Annotated in this window: 14 protein-coding genes; 4 read left to right on the top strand and 10 right to left on the bottom strand. The window is 68.6% G+C overall.

The genetic code is table 11. The features are described from left to right. Positions 1 to 6: 6 nt before the first annotated feature. From ACMX37_RS07270 to ACMX37_RS07245, 6 genes are all read right to left on the bottom strand, one after another. Complete coding sequence (locus ACMX37_RS07270) at positions 7 to 1,443, bottom strand: NAD(P)H-dependent flavin oxidoreductase (RefSeq protein ID WP_483148375.1); 1,437 nt, start codon at positions 1,441 to 1,443, stop codon at positions 7 to 9. Between the two features lie 63 nt (positions 1,444 to 1,506). Then, positions 1,507 to 2,238: a class I SAM-dependent methyltransferase gene (locus ACMX37_RS07265; protein WP_483148189.1), complete on the bottom strand. Its 732-nt coding sequence runs from the start codon at positions 2,236 to 2,238 to the stop codon at positions 1,507 to 1,509. Positions 2,239 to 2,244: 6 nt separating this feature from the next. Next, entirely contained in the window at positions 2,245 to 3,372 is a 1,128-nt protein-coding gene (prfB, locus tag ACMX37_RS07260; RefSeq protein WP_483148188.1) for a peptide chain release factor 2, read from the bottom strand. A 76-nt stretch (positions 3,373 to 3,448) separates the two neighbouring features. Beyond that, on the bottom strand, positions 3,449 to 3,991 hold the full coding sequence (locus ACMX37_RS07255) for a peroxiredoxin (protein WP_483148187.1): 543 nt from the start codon (positions 3,989 to 3,991) through the stop codon (positions 3,449 to 3,451). 42 nt (positions 3,992 to 4,033) lie between these two features. Next, positions 4,034 to 6,550 carry a penicillin-binding protein 1A gene (locus tag ACMX37_RS07250; RefSeq protein ID WP_483148186.1) on the bottom strand — a complete coding sequence of 839 codons (2,517 nt, stop codon included), beginning with the start codon at positions 6,548 to 6,550 and terminating at the stop codon, positions 4,034 to 4,036. Between the two features lie 54 nt (positions 6,551 to 6,604). Beyond that, the gene (locus ACMX37_RS07245; protein ID WP_483148185.1) at positions 6,605 to 7,504 is read right to left on the bottom strand and encodes an N-acetylmuramoyl-L-alanine amidase family protein; all 900 of its coding nucleotides are present in this window, start codon (positions 7,502 to 7,504) and stop codon (positions 6,605 to 6,607) included. Positions 7,505 to 7,929: 425 nt separating this feature from the next. Between ACMX37_RS07245 and ACMX37_RS07240 the strand changes: the two genes are divergently transcribed. Beyond that, a complete protein-coding gene (locus ACMX37_RS07240; protein WP_483148184.1) occupies positions 7,930 to 10,740 on the top strand; it encodes an Rne/Rng family ribonuclease in 2,811 nt (936 codons plus the stop codon). 57 nt (positions 10,741 to 10,797) lie between these two features. Here the strand turns inward: ACMX37_RS07240 and ACMX37_RS07235 are convergent, their stop codons facing one another. Continuing rightward, complete coding sequence (locus tag ACMX37_RS07235; protein ID WP_483148183.1) at positions 10,798 to 11,430, bottom strand: class I SAM-dependent methyltransferase; 633 nt, start codon at positions 11,428 to 11,430, stop codon at positions 10,798 to 10,800. A gap of 55 nt (positions 11,431 to 11,485) precedes the next feature. Then, complete coding sequence (locus tag ACMX37_RS07230) at positions 11,486 to 12,241, bottom strand: SDR family NAD(P)-dependent oxidoreductase (protein ID WP_483148182.1); 756 nt, start codon at positions 12,239 to 12,241, stop codon at positions 11,486 to 11,488. 142 nt (positions 12,242 to 12,383) lie between these two features. On the opposite strand from ACMX37_RS07230, the gene ACMX37_RS07225 reads away from it, so the two are divergent. From ACMX37_RS07225 to zapE, 3 genes are read left to right on the top strand one after another with little or no spacing between them, the layout of a single operon-like run. Then, positions 12,384 to 13,163, top strand: a complete 780-nt coding sequence (locus tag ACMX37_RS07225; RefSeq protein WP_483148181.1) for a succinate dehydrogenase iron-sulfur subunit — start codon at positions 12,384 to 12,386, stop codon at positions 13,161 to 13,163. A gap of 4 nt (positions 13,164 to 13,167) precedes the next feature. Continuing rightward, positions 13,168 to 13,629 carry a PaaI family thioesterase gene (locus tag ACMX37_RS07220; RefSeq protein WP_483148180.1) on the top strand — a complete coding sequence of 154 codons (462 nt, stop codon included), beginning with the start codon at positions 13,168 to 13,170 and terminating at the stop codon, positions 13,627 to 13,629. 1 nt (position 13,630) lies between these two features. Then, entirely contained in the window at positions 13,631 to 14,749 is a 1,119-nt protein-coding gene (gene zapE, locus ACMX37_RS07215; RefSeq protein ID WP_483148179.1) for a cell division protein ZapE, read from the top strand. A 114-nt stretch (positions 14,750 to 14,863) separates the two neighbouring features. Here the strand turns inward: zapE and ACMX37_RS07210 are convergent, their stop codons facing one another. Both ACMX37_RS07210 and xrtA read right to left on the bottom strand, forming a co-directional pair. Continuing rightward, positions 14,864 to 16,759, bottom strand: a complete 1,896-nt coding sequence (locus ACMX37_RS07210) for an XrtA/PEP-CTERM system amidotransferase (RefSeq protein WP_483148178.1) — start codon at positions 16,757 to 16,759, stop codon at positions 14,864 to 14,866. Positions 16,760 to 16,772: 13 nt separating this feature from the next. Continuing rightward, positions 16,773 to 17,777 carry an exosortase A gene (gene xrtA, locus ACMX37_RS07205; RefSeq protein WP_483148177.1) on the bottom strand — a complete coding sequence of 335 codons (1,005 nt, stop codon included), beginning with the start codon at positions 17,775 to 17,777 and terminating at the stop codon, positions 16,773 to 16,775. Between the last annotated feature and the right edge of the window lie 2 nt (positions 17,778 to 17,779).

Genomic DNA, 17,779 nt, shown 5'->3' with positions numbered 1-17,779 from the left:
CCCGCCTCAATCCCCCGTCAAAATCCGCTCGACCAGTTCCCCCACGCTCGGCGTGTAGCCGTTCGAGAAGAAGGGGTCGGTCTTGAAGCGGTAGGCCGCGTGGCCCGCGAAGGCGAGGTTCTTGTCCGGATCGTCGCCGTGGGCGATGTCCTGCAACGTCTTTTGGATGCAGAAGCTGCGCGGGTCGGCCAGACGCCCTGTGGTGTAGTCGTCGTGGTCCTTCCACGCCGAGAATCCGCAATGCGACAGGCAGCCCATGCAGTCCTGCTGGTCCTTGCGGATCGTGTCGCGCGAGTCCGGCGTGACAAAGACGATGGTGTTGTCGGGGGTCTTGAGCGGCTCGGTGTGACCGGCGCGCATCCACATCTCGGCGCGGGCCTTGTCCTCGGGTCGCACCCAGAAATTGCGGGCCTTGCCCTCCTCGCCGAGCTGGACCGTGCCTTCCTCCTCGCCGCGCTTGAAGAACGGGATCTGGCGCTCCGAACGGTGCATCAGGTCGTAGAGGAACGGGGTCTTGACCGCGCTCGAATAGAAGCCGGTGGGCGAGAACTTGTGGAGCAGCACGTCGCCCGGCTCGACCGTGCGCAGCATGTCCTTCCAGATCTGCGGGATCGGGCTTTCGCGGGTGAGCAGCGGACGCGTTCCGAACTGGAAGGCGATCTTTCCGAGTTCGGGATTGTCGATCCAGTTCTCCCACTCGCGCAGGTACCACACCCCGCCCGCCATCACGATCGGCACGTCGTCGGAGACGCCCTCGGCGCGCATCGTTTCGCGCAGCGCCTTGACGCGCGGATAGGGGTCTTCGGGCTTGGTCGGGTCCTCGGCATTGCTGAGGCCGTTGTGCCCGCCCGCCAGCCACGGATCCTCATAGACCACCGCCGCCATCAGCTCGGCGACCTTGTGGTAGGAGCGCTTCCACAGCGCGCGGAAGGCGCGTGCGGAGCTGACGATGGGGAGGTAGTGGACGTTGAAGCGCGCCGCGATCTCGGCAAGCTTGTAGGGCATCCCCGCCCCGCAGGTGACGCCGGTCACCAGGCCGCGGGTGCGTTCGAGCACGCCTTCGAGCACGGCCTGCGCCCCGCCCATTTCCCACAGCACGTTGATGTTGATCGCGCCCTTGCCGTTCGCGATCTCGTAGGCCTTCTTCACCTGCGTGGTCGCGCCCTCGATGGCGTAGCGGATCAGTTCCTGGTGGCGCTCCTCGCGGGTGCGGCCGTGATAGATCTGCGGAATGACGTTGCCGTTCTCGTCATAGCTGTCGGCGTTGACCGCACTGACCGTGCCGATCCCGCCCGCCGCAGCCCACGCACCGGAGCTGGCATGGTTGGTTGCCGATACACCCTTGCCGCCTTCGACCAGCGGCCAGACTTCACGCCCGCCGTAGACGATCGGGCTCAATCCCTTGAACAATGAACAATCCCCTTTGCGCCCCAGCGGCGCCATCTTGCATGAACTTGCCATAGTGCGGGAGGTCCTGCCCCGCAACCTTGCGGGGGGCGCCCTGCCTCAGCCCGCCTCGCACACCTTGATCGCCTCGGGTTCGGCCCGCTTGGGACCGCGTTCGAAGCGGGCGAAATAGCCCTCGATGTCAGGGCGTTCGGCGTAATCGACCAGGACGTAGCCGACCGCCTCGAACTCGCAGAACAGCAGGGTGTGCGGCAGGCCGTGCCCCCCGACCGGACTGTCTCTTTCCACCACAACGATCTGCCCACCGGCATTGAGCGCCGGCCACAGGTTCCAGAGGAAGGCGTAGGGTTCGGTCACCTCATGGTACATGTGCACCATGAACACCCGGTCGAAACTGTCGGGCGGAAGCTGCGGGTTGTCGGCATCGCCGAACTTGATCGAGATGTTCTCGAGCCGCTCGCGCTCGACCCGGCGGCCGAGCCGGTCCAATGCCTCGCGGCTGATGTCCTGCGCCAGCACGCGCCCGTCGGCGCCGACCCGCTCGGCGAGGCGCACGGTGTAGTAGCCCTCGCCCGCCCCGATGTCGGCGACGGTCATGCCCGGGCGGATGTTGGCGAGGTCCATCACGACCTGCGCCTCGTTGCGCTCGTCGCGGGCATCCTCGTTGGAGAACTGGTTCGAGACGACCTTGGCGACCGGCCGGTCCGGCGACGGAAAGGCGAGCGCGCTCTCCGGCCTTGCGGATTCGGCGGGGACAAGGCCGTCGCAGCCACCGAGCATCGCCGCCCCGACGAGGCCTGCACCGGCGATGATTGCATGCCGCAGCCGCATCCGCGCCTACTCCACGTCCTCGATCTCGACCTTCTCGCCCGTGACGCGCTGCGCGAGCGCGGCCGAGATGAAGGGATCGATGGCCCCGTCGAGCACCGCGTCGGGCGAGGTCGAGACCACCCCGGTGCGCAGGTCCTTGACCATCTGGTAGGGCTGCAACACGTAAGAGCGGATCTGGTGGCCCCACCCGATGTCGCTCTTGGCCGAGTGCTCGGCATTGGCCGCTTCCTCGCGGGCGCGCATCTCGGCCTCGTAGAGCCGCGCCTTGAGCATGTTCATCGCGATCTCGCGGTTCTTGTGCTGGCTGCGGTCCTGCTGGCTCGCCACCACGATGCCGGTCGGCTGGTGGGTGATGCGCACCGCAGAGTCGGTGGTGTTGACGTGCTGCCCGCCCGCGCCGGACGCGCGGTAGGTGTCGATCTTGAGATCGGCCGGGTTGATCTCGATCTCGAAGCTGTCGTCGATCACCGGATAGACCCACACGCTCGAGAAGCTGGTATGGCGGCGGGCCGAGCTGTCATAGGGGCTGATGCGGACGAGGCGGTGGACGCCGCTCTCGGTCTTGGCATAGCCATAGGCGCCGTCGCCCTTGATCAGCAGCGTCGCCGACTTGATGCCGGCCTGTTCGCCCGCCTGGTATTCGACCGTGTCGACCTTGAAGCCGCGCCGCTCGGCCCAGCGCGCATACATGCGCAGCAGCATCTCGGCCCAGTCCTGGCTTTCGGTGCCACCCGCCCCGGCGTGGATTTCGAGGTAGGTGTCGTTCCCGTCGGCCTCGCCCGAGAGCAGCGCCTGGACCTTGTCGGCATCGGCGCGGTCGGCGAGCGCGGCGAGCGTGGCAAGGCCATCCTCGACGATGGCATCCTCGCCCTCGGCCTCGCCCATCTCGATGAATTCGATCGCGTCGGCCATCTCGGCGGCGATCTCGTTGACCGTGTTCACCGCCGTCTCGAGCGTCTTCTGCTCGCGGCTGATCGCCTGCGCCTGCTTGGGATTGTCCCAAAGGTTCGGGTCCTGCACCCGCGCGTTCAACTCGTCGAGCCGGCGCAGCGCGCGCTCCCAGTCGAGCGACAGGCGCACCAGCGCGAGCGCCGCTTCGATCCGGTTGATGTAAGCCTGGGCCTCGGCCCGCATGGTCTATCCTTCAGTCACGCGAAAAAGTCGGCACCGCTTAGCGTCGGCGGCGCGATTGTAAAGCGCCCCGCCCGCCTCACTTCTTCAGCGCGCGCACCGCCGCCAGCGTCTTTTCGACATGGCCGCGGTAGTCGGCATCGGAATGCACCGCCACGATCCGGCCGTCGCGGGCGATGACGTAGGAGGTGCGGGTGGTGAGCCCCGAATTGCCCATCGCCACGTCATAGGCCTGGGCGATCTTCGCCGAGGCGACCCCGACCGGAAAGGCATCGCGGCATTCCTCGCGGCTGAAGCGCCGGAGCGTGGCGATGTCGTCGCCCGACATGCCGATGACGCTCGCCCCTGCGGCCTTGAAGCTCGGCATGGCCTCGGCAAAGGCATTGGCTTCGAGCGTGCAGCCCTTGGTGAAGGCCTTGGGGTAGAAATAGAGCACCACCGGCCCCTTCGCGAGCGCGGCGCTGAGGGTGAAGCCGAACTCCTCCCCTGCGAGCGCGGCGCGGGTCGAGAAGGCCGGGGCCTTCGCGCCCGTCGGCAGTTCGGCCGAGGCGGTGGCGAGAGGGACGGCGGCAAGCCCGGTCAGGGCAAGCGCGGCGAGCGGGGCAAGGATGCGGCGTGTCATGTCTGTCAAACCTCCGATGGGCGCGGGCGGTTCCGGCCCGGATCAGTCGATCCCGCCCTCTTCGTATTCCACGTCGTCCGCCGGGGCATCGACCACCGCGCTCTCGGCGTTCTGGCGTCCGGCGCGGATCAGCGCGAGGATCTCGTTGCGCTTGGCGGCGATGGCATCCTGCCGGGTGTAGCGTTCGGGTTCGGTGTCGGGCTTGAAGGCTTCCCAGATGATCGCTGACCTGGGATCGTCGGTCGGCCAGCCCTCGAAGACGCGCTTGCCCGAACGGCGATCGACCCGGACCATCCGCACCCCTGCGGGCGCGACGGCGGGAAGATCGGACCACTTGTCCCGGGTCTTCTCGATCAGGCTCTTGATGATCGGCGCGGCGATGGTGCCGCCATAGGCATAGCCGCCCATGTTGCGGGGCTGGTCGAAGCCGACATAGGCGCCCGCAATCATCGCCTGCGTGCCGCCGATGAACCACACGTCCTTGGGGCCGGTGGTGGTGCCGGTCTTGCCGAACAGCGGCAGGCCGAGCGGGTTGAGCACGGTCGCCGTGCCGCGGCTCACCGCGCCGCGCAGCATGTGCATGACCTGGAAGGCAGTGCGCGCATCCATCGCCTGCGTGCCCTTGACCCCGAAGCGCGGCATCGGCTTGCCGTCCCACTGCGCCATGTTGCAGCCGCGGCATTCGCGGTTGTCGGCGCGCCACAGCACCTTGCCGCGGCGGTCCTGCACGTAGTCGATCACCGTCGGCGGATTGAGCCGCCCGTGGTTGGCGAGCGCGGAATAGGCGGCAACCATCTTCACGAGCGTCGTCTCGCCCGCCCCGAGCGCGGTCGAGGGATAGGCCGCGAACTTGCCGATCCCGAGCTTCTCGATCCCCTGCACGACATTGTTCATGCCAGCGGTCATGCCGATCTGCACGGTCATGATGTTCTGCGACTGCTCGAGGCCGTAGCGCATCGGGTGCTGCCCGCCGCTGCCCGAGCCGCGGATGCACTTCTCGCCGAGGTTTGCGCCCTGGTAGTAGCAGAAGCGCGAGTTATCGACCTGGGTCGAGGGGGTCATGCCGGTGTCGAGGCCCGCCGCATAGACGAAGGGCTTGATGGTCGAACCCGGCTGGCGATTGGCCTGCGTGGCGCGGTTGAAATCGGACAGGCGGTGGTCGAACCCGCCCTGCATCGCCAGCACCCGGCCGGTCTGCGCGCTCTCGACCACCAGCGCACCCTGCGCCTCGGGAATGGTGCGGACGTTCCAGCCATTGCCCGAGGGGCTGGCGGCGATGACGTCGCCCGCCTTGAGGGCGTTGGGCAGGTTGCCGAGCGGCGCCTCGGTGCCATCGGAGAAGCCGATCTGCGCCGATTGTCCGCTGCGCTGGGTGACGACGCCCACGCGCCAGTCCTTGTAGCTGATGCCGAGCGGCGAGGATTGCAGCTGGCTCGCCCAATTGCCCTCGGACACGTCGATCGTCGCGATGGGCCCCGCCCATGCGCGCCCGCCGTGATAGCGCAGCAGCCCTTCGCGCAGCGCGTCGCGCGCGGCCAGCTGCATGTCGGGATCGAGGCTCGTTCGCACCCAAAGCCCGCCGGCATAGACCGAGTTCGGCCCCTCCTCCGCGGTCTCGCCGAAACGTTCGATCAGCTCGCGGCGCACTTCTTCGAGGAAATAGCCCGCATCGACGCTGCGTTCGCGCCGCTGGGTGACGAGCCCGAGGGGCCTCGCCGCCGCCGCGCGCCGCTCGGAACCGGTGATGAAGCCGTTCGCCTCCATCTGGCCGAGCACGAAATTGCGCCGGTCGAGCGCGGCCTGTTCCTGCCCCTTGCGGCCATAGCGTTCCGGCGCCTTGGGCAGGATCGCGAGGAAGGCCATCTCGTGCAGTTCGAGCGCGTCCACGTCCTTGTCGAAATAGGCCCGCGCCGCCGCCTGGACCCCGAAGGAGCGCCGCCCGAGCGGGATCTCGTTCAAGTAGAGCTCGAGGATCTCCTGCTTTGTCAGCACCTGCTCGATGCGCCCGGCGAGGATCATTTCCTTCAGTTTGCGGGTGACGGAATATTCGTCGCCCAGCAGCAGGTTCTTGGCGACCTGCTGGGTGATGGTCGATCCGCCCACCGCGCGCTCGCCCGTGCCGGCCTTGCGCGCATAGTCGAACACGGCGTTGGCGGTGCCGAAGAAGTCGATGCCGCCGTGGCTGAAGAAGGTCTTGTCCTCGGCGGACAGATAGGCCTCGATCAGCTTCTGCGGGAAGTCGGCATATTGCAGCTGCACCCGCCGCTCGCGGGCATAGGAATGGACGATCTCGCCATCATAGCCGCGCACCACGGTGGGCAGGGGTGTCTCGTAAGTGAGCAGCGCCTCGGCCTCGGGCAGGTCGCTCGCCAGCCACACGAAGACCGCGATCCACAGGGCGAGGAACAGTCCGAAGGCGATCGCCACCGCCTTGAACAGCCGGCTCTCGCGCCAGCGCGCGCGGAACCACTCCAGCGCGCCGCCGACATCGCGGTTCACGCGGTAGCGCAGATAGGCCCAGGTCGAAGTCTGGTCGGGGGCGGGGGCAGGCTCGGTCATGGACCGGGGGCAACTAGCACGCGAGGCTCGGCCAAGGCTAGCCGCTTTGCGAACCTATCCGCCGCCCGGCGCCGTCTCGCGGCGGCGGGCGAAATGTACCCGGATCGCCCGGGCCAGCACCGCGGCATACTGCGCCCTGCCCTCGGGCGTGGTGAGCCGCGCGCGATCGGTGAGGTTGGTGACGAATCCGCTCTCGAACAGCACCGAGGGCACATCGGGCGCGCGCAGCACCGCCAGCGAGGCCGAACGGCGCGGCTGGGGGACGAAGGCGAGCGCGCCCTCCCCCTCACGCATCACAATGCTCGCAAAGGCGATCGAATCCTCAAGGGTGCGCTGCTGCGACAATCCGACGAGGATCGCGCTCACCGCTGCGCTTTCGCCGTCGATGGCGATGCCGTTCAGCCGGTCGGCATCGTTCTCGCGCGCAGCAAACCGCGCCGCCGCCTCGCTCGAGGCCTCGTCCGACAAGGTATAGATGCTCGCCCCGGCGACATCGGCGTTCTCGCCGGCGGAATCGGCATGGACCGAGATGAACAGGTCGGCCTCGAGCCGCCGGGCGATCTCGGGACGGTGCGCCAGCGGCAGGATGCGATCGTCGGCGCGGGTCAGCGCGACGCGGATGCCGCCCTGCCGCAGCAGCTCGTCGCGCAGCGCGAGCGCGAGGGCGAGCGTGATGTCCTTCTCCCGGAAGCGCCGGCCCTGGTCGTCGGTCCCGATCGCGCCGGGATCGCGCCCGCCATGGCCCGCATCGATCACCACCAGCGGGCGCGAGGGATCGGACGGGCCGGCGACCGGCGGCAGCTCGACCGGCGCCTGCCCCTCGTCGAGCACGAAGCGCAGCACATAGTCGCGCCCCCAATGCGGCACCGGGATCATCACCCCCAGCGCCGCCGCCCCGCCCAGCAGCGCGGCCGGCACCAGCACGAGGATCAGCAGAAGCGTGCGATAGCTCATTGCCGCTGCGGCTTACGTTCTTGGCGCTCGGAAACGCAATAGAGTTGCGGGGTTTGCCCCACAGTGCTAGCAGTTCTGTCATAGAGGCCGGATCATGGCGCAGCCTTGCGCCCGCGCCCGGCTCTTGCGCCGGGGCACACTCCTTTCTTCGCTCCCCGGTCCAGTACAGGTTGATGCAGTGACAGATCGCTTTTCCCGGACAACGAGCATGATGCGCCATGTGCGCCCCTGTGCCGTTGCGGGAGAAGGCGCGGCGCTAGCCCGCACATCCGCCACCGCAGACACGAGCTTCGCGCCGAGCGGCTTTGCCCCTCACAGCGCGATTTCCCCTTCCGGCACCGCCTTCGGGCTCGCCGGTTCACCACACAATGCGCGCCCCCTTCGCGTCCGTTCGCGGACCAGGCCGGGCGCATGGAGACTATTCAATGGCAACGCGCATGCTCATCGATGCGCGCCACCCGGAAGAAACCCGGGTGGCGGTTCTGCAAGGCAACCGGATTGAGGAATTCGATTTCGAATCTGCCGAACACAAGCAGATCAAGGGCAATATCTATCTCGCGAAAGTAACCCGGGTCGAACCGTCGCTGCAGGCGGCTTTCGTCGACTTCGGCGGCAATCGCCACGGCTTCCTCGCCTTCAGCGAAATCCATCCCGATTACTACCAGATCCCCAAGGCGGATCGCGACGCGCTGCTGGCCGAAGAAGCCGAGGCCGCCGAGGAAGAGGAACGCCTGCGCGCCGAGGAAGAGGACGAGGGCATCGCGCCCGGCGCCGAATACGACGCCGAGGACGAGAGCGGCGAGGCGCTCGCCGAGGACTTCGCCGAGAACGGCGTCGAAGAAGTCGACACCTCCGACAAGGACGATGTCGCCACGATCGAGGGCGGCGCTTCCGACGAGGAAGACAGCGCCGACGAGGACAACGGCGATGACGAAGGCGGCGAGGAAGCCGCCGGGGACGGCGACAGCGGCGAGGAACGCGGCCGTCGCGGTCGCGGCCGCCGCCGTCAGGGCAAGGGTGACAAGGGCGGCGAGCGCGGCCGTGCCCGCGCCAAGCAGGTCGACGAGGTGCGCGCCAAGCGCATGGCGCTGCGCCGCCGCTACAAGATCCAGGACGTGATCCAGCGCCGCCAGGTGCTGCTGGTGCAGGTGGTCAAGGAAGAGCGCGGCAACAAGGGCGCGGCGCTCACCACCTATCTCAGCCTCGCCGGGCGCTACACCGTGCTGATGCCCAACAGCACCAGCGGCGGCGGCATCAGCCGCAAGATCAGCTCGACCAGCGATCGCAAGCGGCTGAAGGAAATGGTCTCCGACCTCAAGCTGCCCAAGACCATGGGCCTGATCGTGCGCACCGCCGGCATGAGCCGCACCAAGCCCGAGATCAAGCGCGACTTCGACTACCTAGCCCGCGTCTGGGACGAGATCCGCGAGAAGACCCTCGCCTCGGTCGCACCGGCGCTGATCCATTCGGACAGCGACCTCATCAAGCGCGCGATCCGCGACATCTACAACAAGGAAATCGAGGAAGTCGTCGTCGAGGGCGAGGAAGGCTACAAGTCGGCCAAGGCCTTCATGAAGCTCCTCATGCCCAGCCACGCACGGCGGGTGAAGGCCTATTCGGACCCCGTGCCGCTGTTCCAGCGCTATGGCGCCGAGGACCAGCTGCGCGCGATGTACGACCCGATGGTGCAGCTGAAATCCGGCGGCTACCTGATCATCAACCCGACCGAGGCGCTGGTGTCGATCGACATCAACTCCGGCCGCTCCACCAAGGAGCACGGGATCGAGGCGACGGCGCTCCACACAAATCTCGAAGCCGCCAAGGAAATCGCGCGGCAATTGCGCCTGCGCGACATGGCCGGCCTCGTCGTGATCGACTTCATCGACATGGAGTACCCCTCCAATGTCCGGAAGGTCGAGAAGGCGATGAAGGAGGCGCTGAAGAACGACCGCGCCCGCATCCAGGTCGGCCGGATCAGCTCCTTCGGGCTGATGGAGATGAGCCGCCAGCGCCTGCGCACCGGCGTACTCGAGGCGACCACCCGCCCATGCCCGCATTGCGACGGCACCGGCCTCGTGCGCACCGCCTCCTCGGCGGGGCTCTCGGCGCTGCGCCTGATCGAGGACGAGGCGGCCAAGGGCAAAGGCACGATCATCCGCCTCGCGGCCTCGACCGAGGCGGCGATCTACCTCCTCAACGAGAAGCGCGCCGACCTTGTCGAGATCGAGCAGCGCTACGGCGTCACCGTGTCGGTTGTGCCGGAAGGCGAGGACGAAGGCGCGAAGATGAGCGTGTCGAGCTCGGGCCCGCGCCCGGCCCACGCGCCCAAGTTCGAGCCGATCATCGACGATGACGATGACGACCTGCCCGAGGAGGAGGACGAGGACTTCGCCGAGGAAGAGGCCGAGGAGCGCCAGGAGCGTCAGCCGCGCCGCGAACGCGGTGAAGGCGACGAGGACGGCGGCCGCAAGAAGAAGCGCCGGCGTCGGCGCGGAGGCCGTGGCCGCAACCGTGATCGCGAGGATGGCGTCGAGGGCGAAGCGGGCGAGGACAGCGCCGAGACCGAGACCGAGATCGACGCCGACGGCGAGGACAACGGCGAGACCGCCGCTCCCGAAGCCGGCGACGACGGCGAAGGTCGTCCCAAGAAGCGCCGCCGTCGCGGCGGTCGCGGACGCAAGCGTCGTTCGGAAGACGGCACCGAGGAAGGTGCGCAGGGCGCCGAGGGCGAGGCCGACAGCGATGCCGTGACCGGCGACGAGGCCGAAGCCCAAGCGGAGCCCGAACCCGTGGCCGAAGCGCCTGCAACGGAAGCCGAACCCGCTCCCGAAGCCGAGGAAGCGCCCGCCGCCAAGCCCAAGCGCGTCCGCGCACCGCGCAAGAAGAAGGAGGCCGAGCCGGTCGTCGCCGAAGAAGCGCCGGCCGAACTCGCGCCCGAAGTCGCAGCGGCCGCTGCCGACGAAGCCGCTCCTGCCGAGGATGCGGAAGCGCCGGCCGAGAAGCCCAAGCGCAAGCGCGCGCCGCGCAAGACCAAGGCGGCGGCCGCGGAGGCGACCGAATCGCTCTCCGAGCAGGTTGCCGAGGACATGGCCGTGATCGCCGGTCCCGACGACGCGCCCCAGACCGCCGAGGCCATAGCGGCCGAGACGGCGGACAAGGACAGCGCCGGGGATGCCGACGCCAAGGACGAGGCCAAGCCGCGCCGCGGCTGGTGGCAGCGGACCTTCGGCGAATAGGTCATCGGCAAACGGACAGAAAAAGGGGCGGGAGCGGGCAACCTCTCCCGCCCTTTTTCATGCCCGCTTGCGCGCCACGCCCCACTCCATCCATCCGGCAAAACGCGGGGCCTGCGGCGTGTAGCCCTCGCCCAGCCTCTCCACCGCGAAACCCGCGCCTTCCAGCGCAGTTGCGATGGGCCGGGTCAGATGGCAGCCGCCCGCAAGGCGTTTCCAGACCGGTTCAATGCGCTGCTGCCAACCCCGCACCGCGGCATCGGGCGCGCGCCCGTGTTCGAGGAACAGCGCCTCGCCGCCGGGACGCAGGATCCGGCGCAGTTCGGCCATGACCTGCGCGGGGTCCTCGACCGAGCACAGGGTGAAGGTGCACACCACGCAGTCGAAGCTGTCATCGGCGAAGGGGATCGCCTCGCCCCGCCCCTGCCTGAGGTCCGCCGCCCAGCCCTTCTCGCGCGCAGCCGCCCGCGCGCCGTCGAGCAACCCTTCGTGCGGGTCGATCCCGGCATAGGAAGTGATCGCCGCGGGGTCGTAGAAGGCGTGATTGATCCCGCCGCCGCACCCCAATTCGAACACATCGCCCCGCGCGCGGGGCACCACCGCCGCGCGGCGCTTCATCACCTGCCCCTGCGAACAGGCACAGGTGATGAGGCGCGGCATGATGTTCGCCTCGTACCAGCTCTTGATCCCCATTCCCCGCCTCCCTGCGGTCGCAGTCTAGCCGCTCGGCGCCGCAAGGGAAGCGCGATCAGGCGGGAACCTCGGCGCCCCGGAAGTCGAATACGCGCCCGGAATCCGCGGGACCGAGGCCGGCCAGCACCCCGAGGAGGTTGGCGGCAGCGGAATCCGGCGCGGTCAGCTGACCCTCGGGCAGCCCGGACTGGAACGGCGCCGACAGCGCGCTGTCGACCGTGCCCGGGTGCAGCCCGACGATCACGCTATCGGGATGGGTGCGCGCCATCTCGATCGCGAAGTTCCGCAGCAGCATGTTGAGCGCCGCCTTGCTCGCCCGGTAGGAATGCCATCCGCCGAGGCGGTTGTCGCCGATCGACCCGACCCGCGCCGAAAGCGCCGCGAGGGTGAAGGCCCGCCCGCGCGGCATCAGGGGCAGCATGTGCTTGGCGATCAGCGCCGGGCCGATGGTGTTCAATGCGAAGACCTCGGCCATCGCGGCGGGATCGAGCCGCTTGTAGCTCCGCTCCGGTCCGGTGCCGTCCGCCAGGGTCAGCACGCCGGTGGCGATGATCACCCATTCGGGCGGGGCATCCTTCATCGCTACTGCGGCGGCGGCGATGCTCGCTTCGTCCGCGAGGTCGAATGCGAAGGGACGGATCGCCGGCCCCTGCGGCCCCTCCCCCCGCCGCGATCCCGCATGGATCACCTCGGTTCCGCCCGCCGCCAGCCCCGCGCAGAGCGCCGCGCCGATCCCGCCGCTCGCCCCGAACACCGCCGCCACCCGCGGGAAGCAGGCTACCTTTTCCGATACTTGTCCGCTCTGTGCCATTGCTGCTCAAAGCGCGCGGACCCGCGCATGGTTCCACCGTGTGAGGCGCATTCAACCCCTGTGCGAAAGCGTGCAACACCGCCCGCTTGCGCGGGCGCGCGATGCCGCTAGATAGGGTGCAATTCGAAACCGGGATCAGTTCATGGCGACCTTCACTCTCCCCAAGAATTCCAAGATCAGTGCCAACGGCAAGGTGCACAAGGCATCGGGCGGCCGCGTGAAGTCGTTCAAGATCTACCGCTACGATCCCGACTCCGGCCAGAACCCCCGCTACGACAAGTTCGAGATCAATCTCGACGAATGCGGGCCGATGGTTCTCGACGCCCTGTTCAAGATCAAGAACGAGATCGACCCGACGCTGACCTTCCGCCGCTCGTGCCGCGAGGGGATCTGCGGGTCGTGCTCGATGAACATGAACGGCAAGAACGGCCTCGCCTGCACCACCGCGATCGAGGACCTGAAGGGCGAGATCCGCATCACCCCGCTGCCGCACATGGACGTGATCAAGGACCTCGTGCCCGACTTCACCCATTTCTACGCCCAGTATGCCTCGATCCGCCCGTGGCTCCAGACCGTCAGCCCGACCCCTTCGGGCAAGGAGCGCCTGCAATCGCCCGAACAGCGCGAGAAGCTCGACGGGCTCTACGAGTGCATCCTGTGCGCCTGCTGCTCGACGAGCTGCCCGAGCTACTGGTGGAACTCCGACAAGTTCCTCGGGCCGGCGATCCTTCTCCAGGCCTATCGCTGGCTCGCCGACAGCCGCGACGAGATGACCGGCGAGCGGCTCGACGACCTCGAAGACCCCTTCCGCCTCTATCGCTGCCACACCATCATGAACTGCGCGAACGTGTGCCCCAAGGGCCTCTCGCCGGCCAAGGCGATCGCCGAGACCAAGAAGATGATGGCAGAGCGCGCGATCTGATCCGGTGAGCTTCAAGGACGACGTGTTCGAACACGGGCCGGACCCGGACAATCCGGGCTGGCACCACTGGAACCTCAAGGACGAGACGCTGTTCAACGGCGCGGTGATGGGCAAGCTCATCACCCGCGTCGACGAGGACGGGAAGGCGCGCCTGCGCATGTTCCCCGAGCGGCGGCACATGAACCTGCAAGGGGTGATCCACGGCGCGGTGACGCTGTCGCTGATCGACATCGCCCTGTTCGTCACCATGCACCGCATCGGCACCGGCAATGCCGGACCCTCGGTGACGCTCGAGCTCTCGACCCAGTTCGTCGGCGGCGGCGATCCGCAGCGTCCACTCGATGCCGTCACCGAGATCGTGCGCGAGACCGGCAAGCTGGTCTTCATCCGCGGGATGGTGGTGCAAGGCGAGGATACCGTCGCCAGCTTCTCGGGCATCGTGCGCAAGATGCAGCCGCGCGGTTAATGTGCCGGGGTTGCTCGCCCGCTACGACGCGCTGATCGCCAGCGGCGAGCTGCGCGCCGACCCCGACCAGCGGGCGGCGGCGGAGCGGCTGGCGCGGTTGCAGGACGAGCTCGAGGCCCCGCCGCCCGCGGCCGGACTGTTCGGCAAGCTCTTCGGAAAGCAACCTGCCCCGGATCCGCGCGGAGTTTACCTGTGGGGCGGTGTCGGGCGCGGCAAGTCGATGCTGATGGACCTGTTCGTGGAGACGCTCGGGATCGAGAAGAAGCGCCGGGTCCACTTCCACGCCTTCATGCTCGAAGTCGATCGCCTCGTCGCTGCGGAACGCAAGGCCGAACGCGGCGACCCGCTGATCGCGGTGGCGCAGGCGATGGGCGCCAAGCTCAAATGCCTCGCCTTCGACGAAATGGTGGTCACCAACACCGCCGACGCCGCGATCATGGGCCGCTTCTTCACCGCGCTGATGGAGGCGGGCACGGTGATCGTCACCACCTCCAACCGGCCCCCGCGCGATCTCTACAAGGACGGGCTCAACCGCTCGCTGTTCCTGCCCTTCATCGATCTGGTCGAGGCGCGGATGGACGTTCTCTCGCTCAACGGCCCGACCGACTACCGGCTCGACCGCATCGGCGGCCTCGCGATGTGGCACGCGCCGCTGGGGGACGCAGCGACCGCGCAGGTGCGCGAGGCCTTCTTTCGCCTCACCGACTTCGCGCCCGAGGATGCCGCCAACGTCCCGAGCGGCACCCTCGACCTCGGCGGCGGGCGCACGCTCCACGTGCCCAAGAGCCTCAAGGGCGTGGGCGTGTTCAGCTTCAAGAAGCTGTGCGCCGAGAACCGCGGGGCGGCCGATTACCTCGCCGTAGCGCAGGCTTTCCACACCGTGATCCTCGTCGGCATCCCGCGCATGGGCCCGGAGAACCGCAACGAGGCGATCCGTTTCACCAAACTGATCGACGCGCTCTACGAACACCGCGTGAAGCTGTTCGTCACCGCCGCGGCCGCGCCCGAAGAGCTATATCAGGCGGGCGACGGCGCCTTCGAATTCGAGCGCACGGTGAGCCGCCTGAACGAAATGCAGAGCGCCGACTACATGGCCAAGGGCCACGGGACCGAGGATTAGCACCCCAACCCGTTCGCCCTGAGCTTGTCGAAGGGCCGTTTTTCTCCTCCTTGCAAAGCCAGGAAGAAAGTGCGGTGCTTCGACAAGCTCAGCACGAACGGAATTGGAAACGGGTCAGCCGCTCACCCCGAGCTGGCCCAATGACTTCTCCAGCATCAAGAGCTGCCACAAGGTGCGCGAATGGTCGGCGCGGCCCGCGATATGCGCCTCGGCCAGCGCGGCGATCGCCTTCGCATCGAAGAACCCCGTCTGGGCTAGGCTCCCGGTCGCGATCCCCCGCGAAGCCCCGGCGAGCGGCCCCCTCAGCCATTCGGCGATGGGCGTGACGAAGCCCTGCTTGGGCCGGTAGAGGATGTCGTGCGGCAGGTAGCGTTCGAGCGTCTTCTTGAGCAGGTGCTTGCCCACGGACCCGTGCACCCGCATGCCCTCGGGCAGGCGCGCGGCGAATTCGACGAGGCGATGGTCGAGCAGCGGCTCCCTCGCCTCGAGGCTCACCGCCATGCTGGTGCGGTCGACCTTCGTCAGAATGTCGCCGGGCATCCAGAAGGTGAGGTCGGCATATTGCGCGCGGTCGAGCCCGCTGCGCCCGGGGGCGGTGCGCATCAGGGCGATCAGCTCGTCCTCGGCGCGAAAACCGGCGAGGCTGGCGGCGAAGCTGTCGGAATAGAGCGCGGCCCGCGCGCCCGGCAGGGTCACCGAGAGGCCGCGGGCATAGCCCTCTTCTCCGCTCTCCGCGAGCGCCAGCAGGGTCGACTTGGCGCGCAAGGGGCGCGGGGCCCAGTCAGCCTTGGGCCATGCGCGGCCCAGCGCACCGAACAGCGGCGCGCGCAAAGCGGCAGGGAGCACCGAACGCGCCCGCTCCTCGTGGTGGTGGAAGACCTGGCGGCGGTATCCGGCGAAGGCCTCGTCCGCCCCGTCGCCCGACAGCGCCACCGTTACCCGCTCGCGCGCCAGCTGGCACACGCGCCAGGTGGGCAGCGCCGAGGCATCGGCGAAGGGCTCGTCGAACATCGCGGCGAGGCTGTCGATGGCGGCGAAATCATCGGTCGCGACGATCCGCTCGGCATGGTCGGCGCCGAACCTGGCGGCGACCTGGCGGGCGTAGGAGGTCTCGTCATAGGCGGCGACGTCGAAGCCGATCGAGCAGGTCTGCACCGGCTGGGCGCTCGCCTCGGCCATCAGCGCGACGACGCCCGACGAATCGACCCCGCCCGACAGGAAGGCGCCGAGCGGGACATCGGCGACCATCCGCGAACGCACGCCCTCGCGCAGCAGGTGGACGAGCTGGGCGGAGAGATCGGCCTCGCTCCCACGCTCGCGGTGAGTGAAGTCGATGTCCCACCAGCGTTGCGGCCGCCCGGGCGCCTTGCCCTGCTCCATCAGCCAGAAGTGGCCGGCGGGCAGCTTCTCGACCCCGGCGAGGATCGCATGGCTGTCGGGCACGTAGCCCCAGGCCATGTAGGCCTCGATCGCCTGCGGGTTGACCCGGCGGCGCAGCTGCGGGTGGGCGAGGAGGCCCTTCAGTTCCGAGGCGAAGGCGATGGAGCCGTCCGAGAGGTGTGCGCAGAACAGCGGCTTCACCCCGAAGCGGTCGCGGGCGAGCAGCAGGCGGCGCGTGTCGCGGTCGAACAGCGCGAAGGCGAACATCCCGTCGAGCCGCGCGAGGCAGTCCACGCCCCAGCGCTGGTAGGCGGCGAGGATCACCTCGGTGTCGCCCGAGGTGCGGAAGGTGAAGCCCGCCTGCTCCAGTTCGCGGCGCAATTCGCGGAAATTGTAGATCTCGCCGTTGAAGACGATCACCGCCCGGCCGTCGGCGGAATGCATCGGCTGCGGGGAACCGGCGAGGTCGATGATCGAGAGGCGCCGGTGCCCGAGGCCCACCCCGCGGTCGGTCCACACGCCCGCGCCGTCCGGCCCGCGATGTGCGAGCGCGTCGCACATCCGCTCGACCCGCGCAGGGTCGACCGGCTTGGGGGTTTCGGCATGGAATATCCCGGCAATCCCGCACATCGCGACGTCTGGCCTAGAGCAGCAGGCCGAGCGCGGCAATCGCGGCAAGGGCGATGATCGCAAGCACCGCGCCGATGGGCGCAATCCGGAAGGCCTCGGCGCGCGCGACCCAGCGCCACCCCGCGATGGCGGCGAGCGGCCAGCCATGTGTCTCGGGCTCGCGCGTGGCGAAGCGCCATGCCGCCCCGAGCAGCAGCGCGACGATGATTGCGAAGAAGATCCAGCCATAGACGATGTGGTCGAACCCGGTCGCCCGCTCGGCGCCGATGACCTGCGCGACCCAGATCGTCGCGAAGGCGCGCACCCCGTTGGCGAGGATCGGGACGATAATGCAGGCGGCCATGAAGGCGATCCGGACCCGCCACTGCTCGAAGCGGACGGCGCAAACCAGCACGCCCAACTGGACCATCGCGATCAGGAACTTCACCCCCGAACAGGCCTCGGCGACGATGAACAGGCCGGCGGGGGTGTGGATATGGATCCCCTCGATCTGCGCCGCGACGCCGCTCCAGCGGGTCAGCGCGATGGCAATGTCGGCGGTGAGGTATTGCAGCGGCGCGATGATCTCGTCGCCGAAGGGCACGAGGAAGCTGGCGAAGGCGAGCGGCACGGCCAGCACGAGGCTGACGCGCAGCCCCAGCACCGCCACCACCGCCGCCTGCAAGGAGAGCACCGCGCCCGCCTGCGCGACGAGATCGATGCCCAGCCTCGCGCCCCAAACCCACAGGCCGAGCGCAGCTGCCACCGCGAGGAGGGCGGGCGCGAAGGGCTGCGGGGCGAGGGAGGCAAGCTCGCGCTCCTTCAGGGCCACCAGCCAGGCCACGATGAAGGGGACGAGCAGCAGGTGGTTGTAGGTGTCGATGTTCCACCACTGGTGGACCATCGCGCCCCAGGCACCGGCGGTCACCGCGACCAGCGCGAGCGCCGCCAGGGCGAGGGCGGCGAGCGGCGCGCGCCACGCGGCGGGAAGGCCCGCGGCGGCAGGTGCGGGCGGGAGGGTCGCGGTCTCAGGCGGCATCG

This window comes from Porphyrobacter sp. THAI-01a (genome assembly GCF_056868655.1).
The sequence above is the reverse complement of the archived record's forward strand: the minus strand, read 5'-3'. Positions and strand labels throughout refer to the sequence as shown.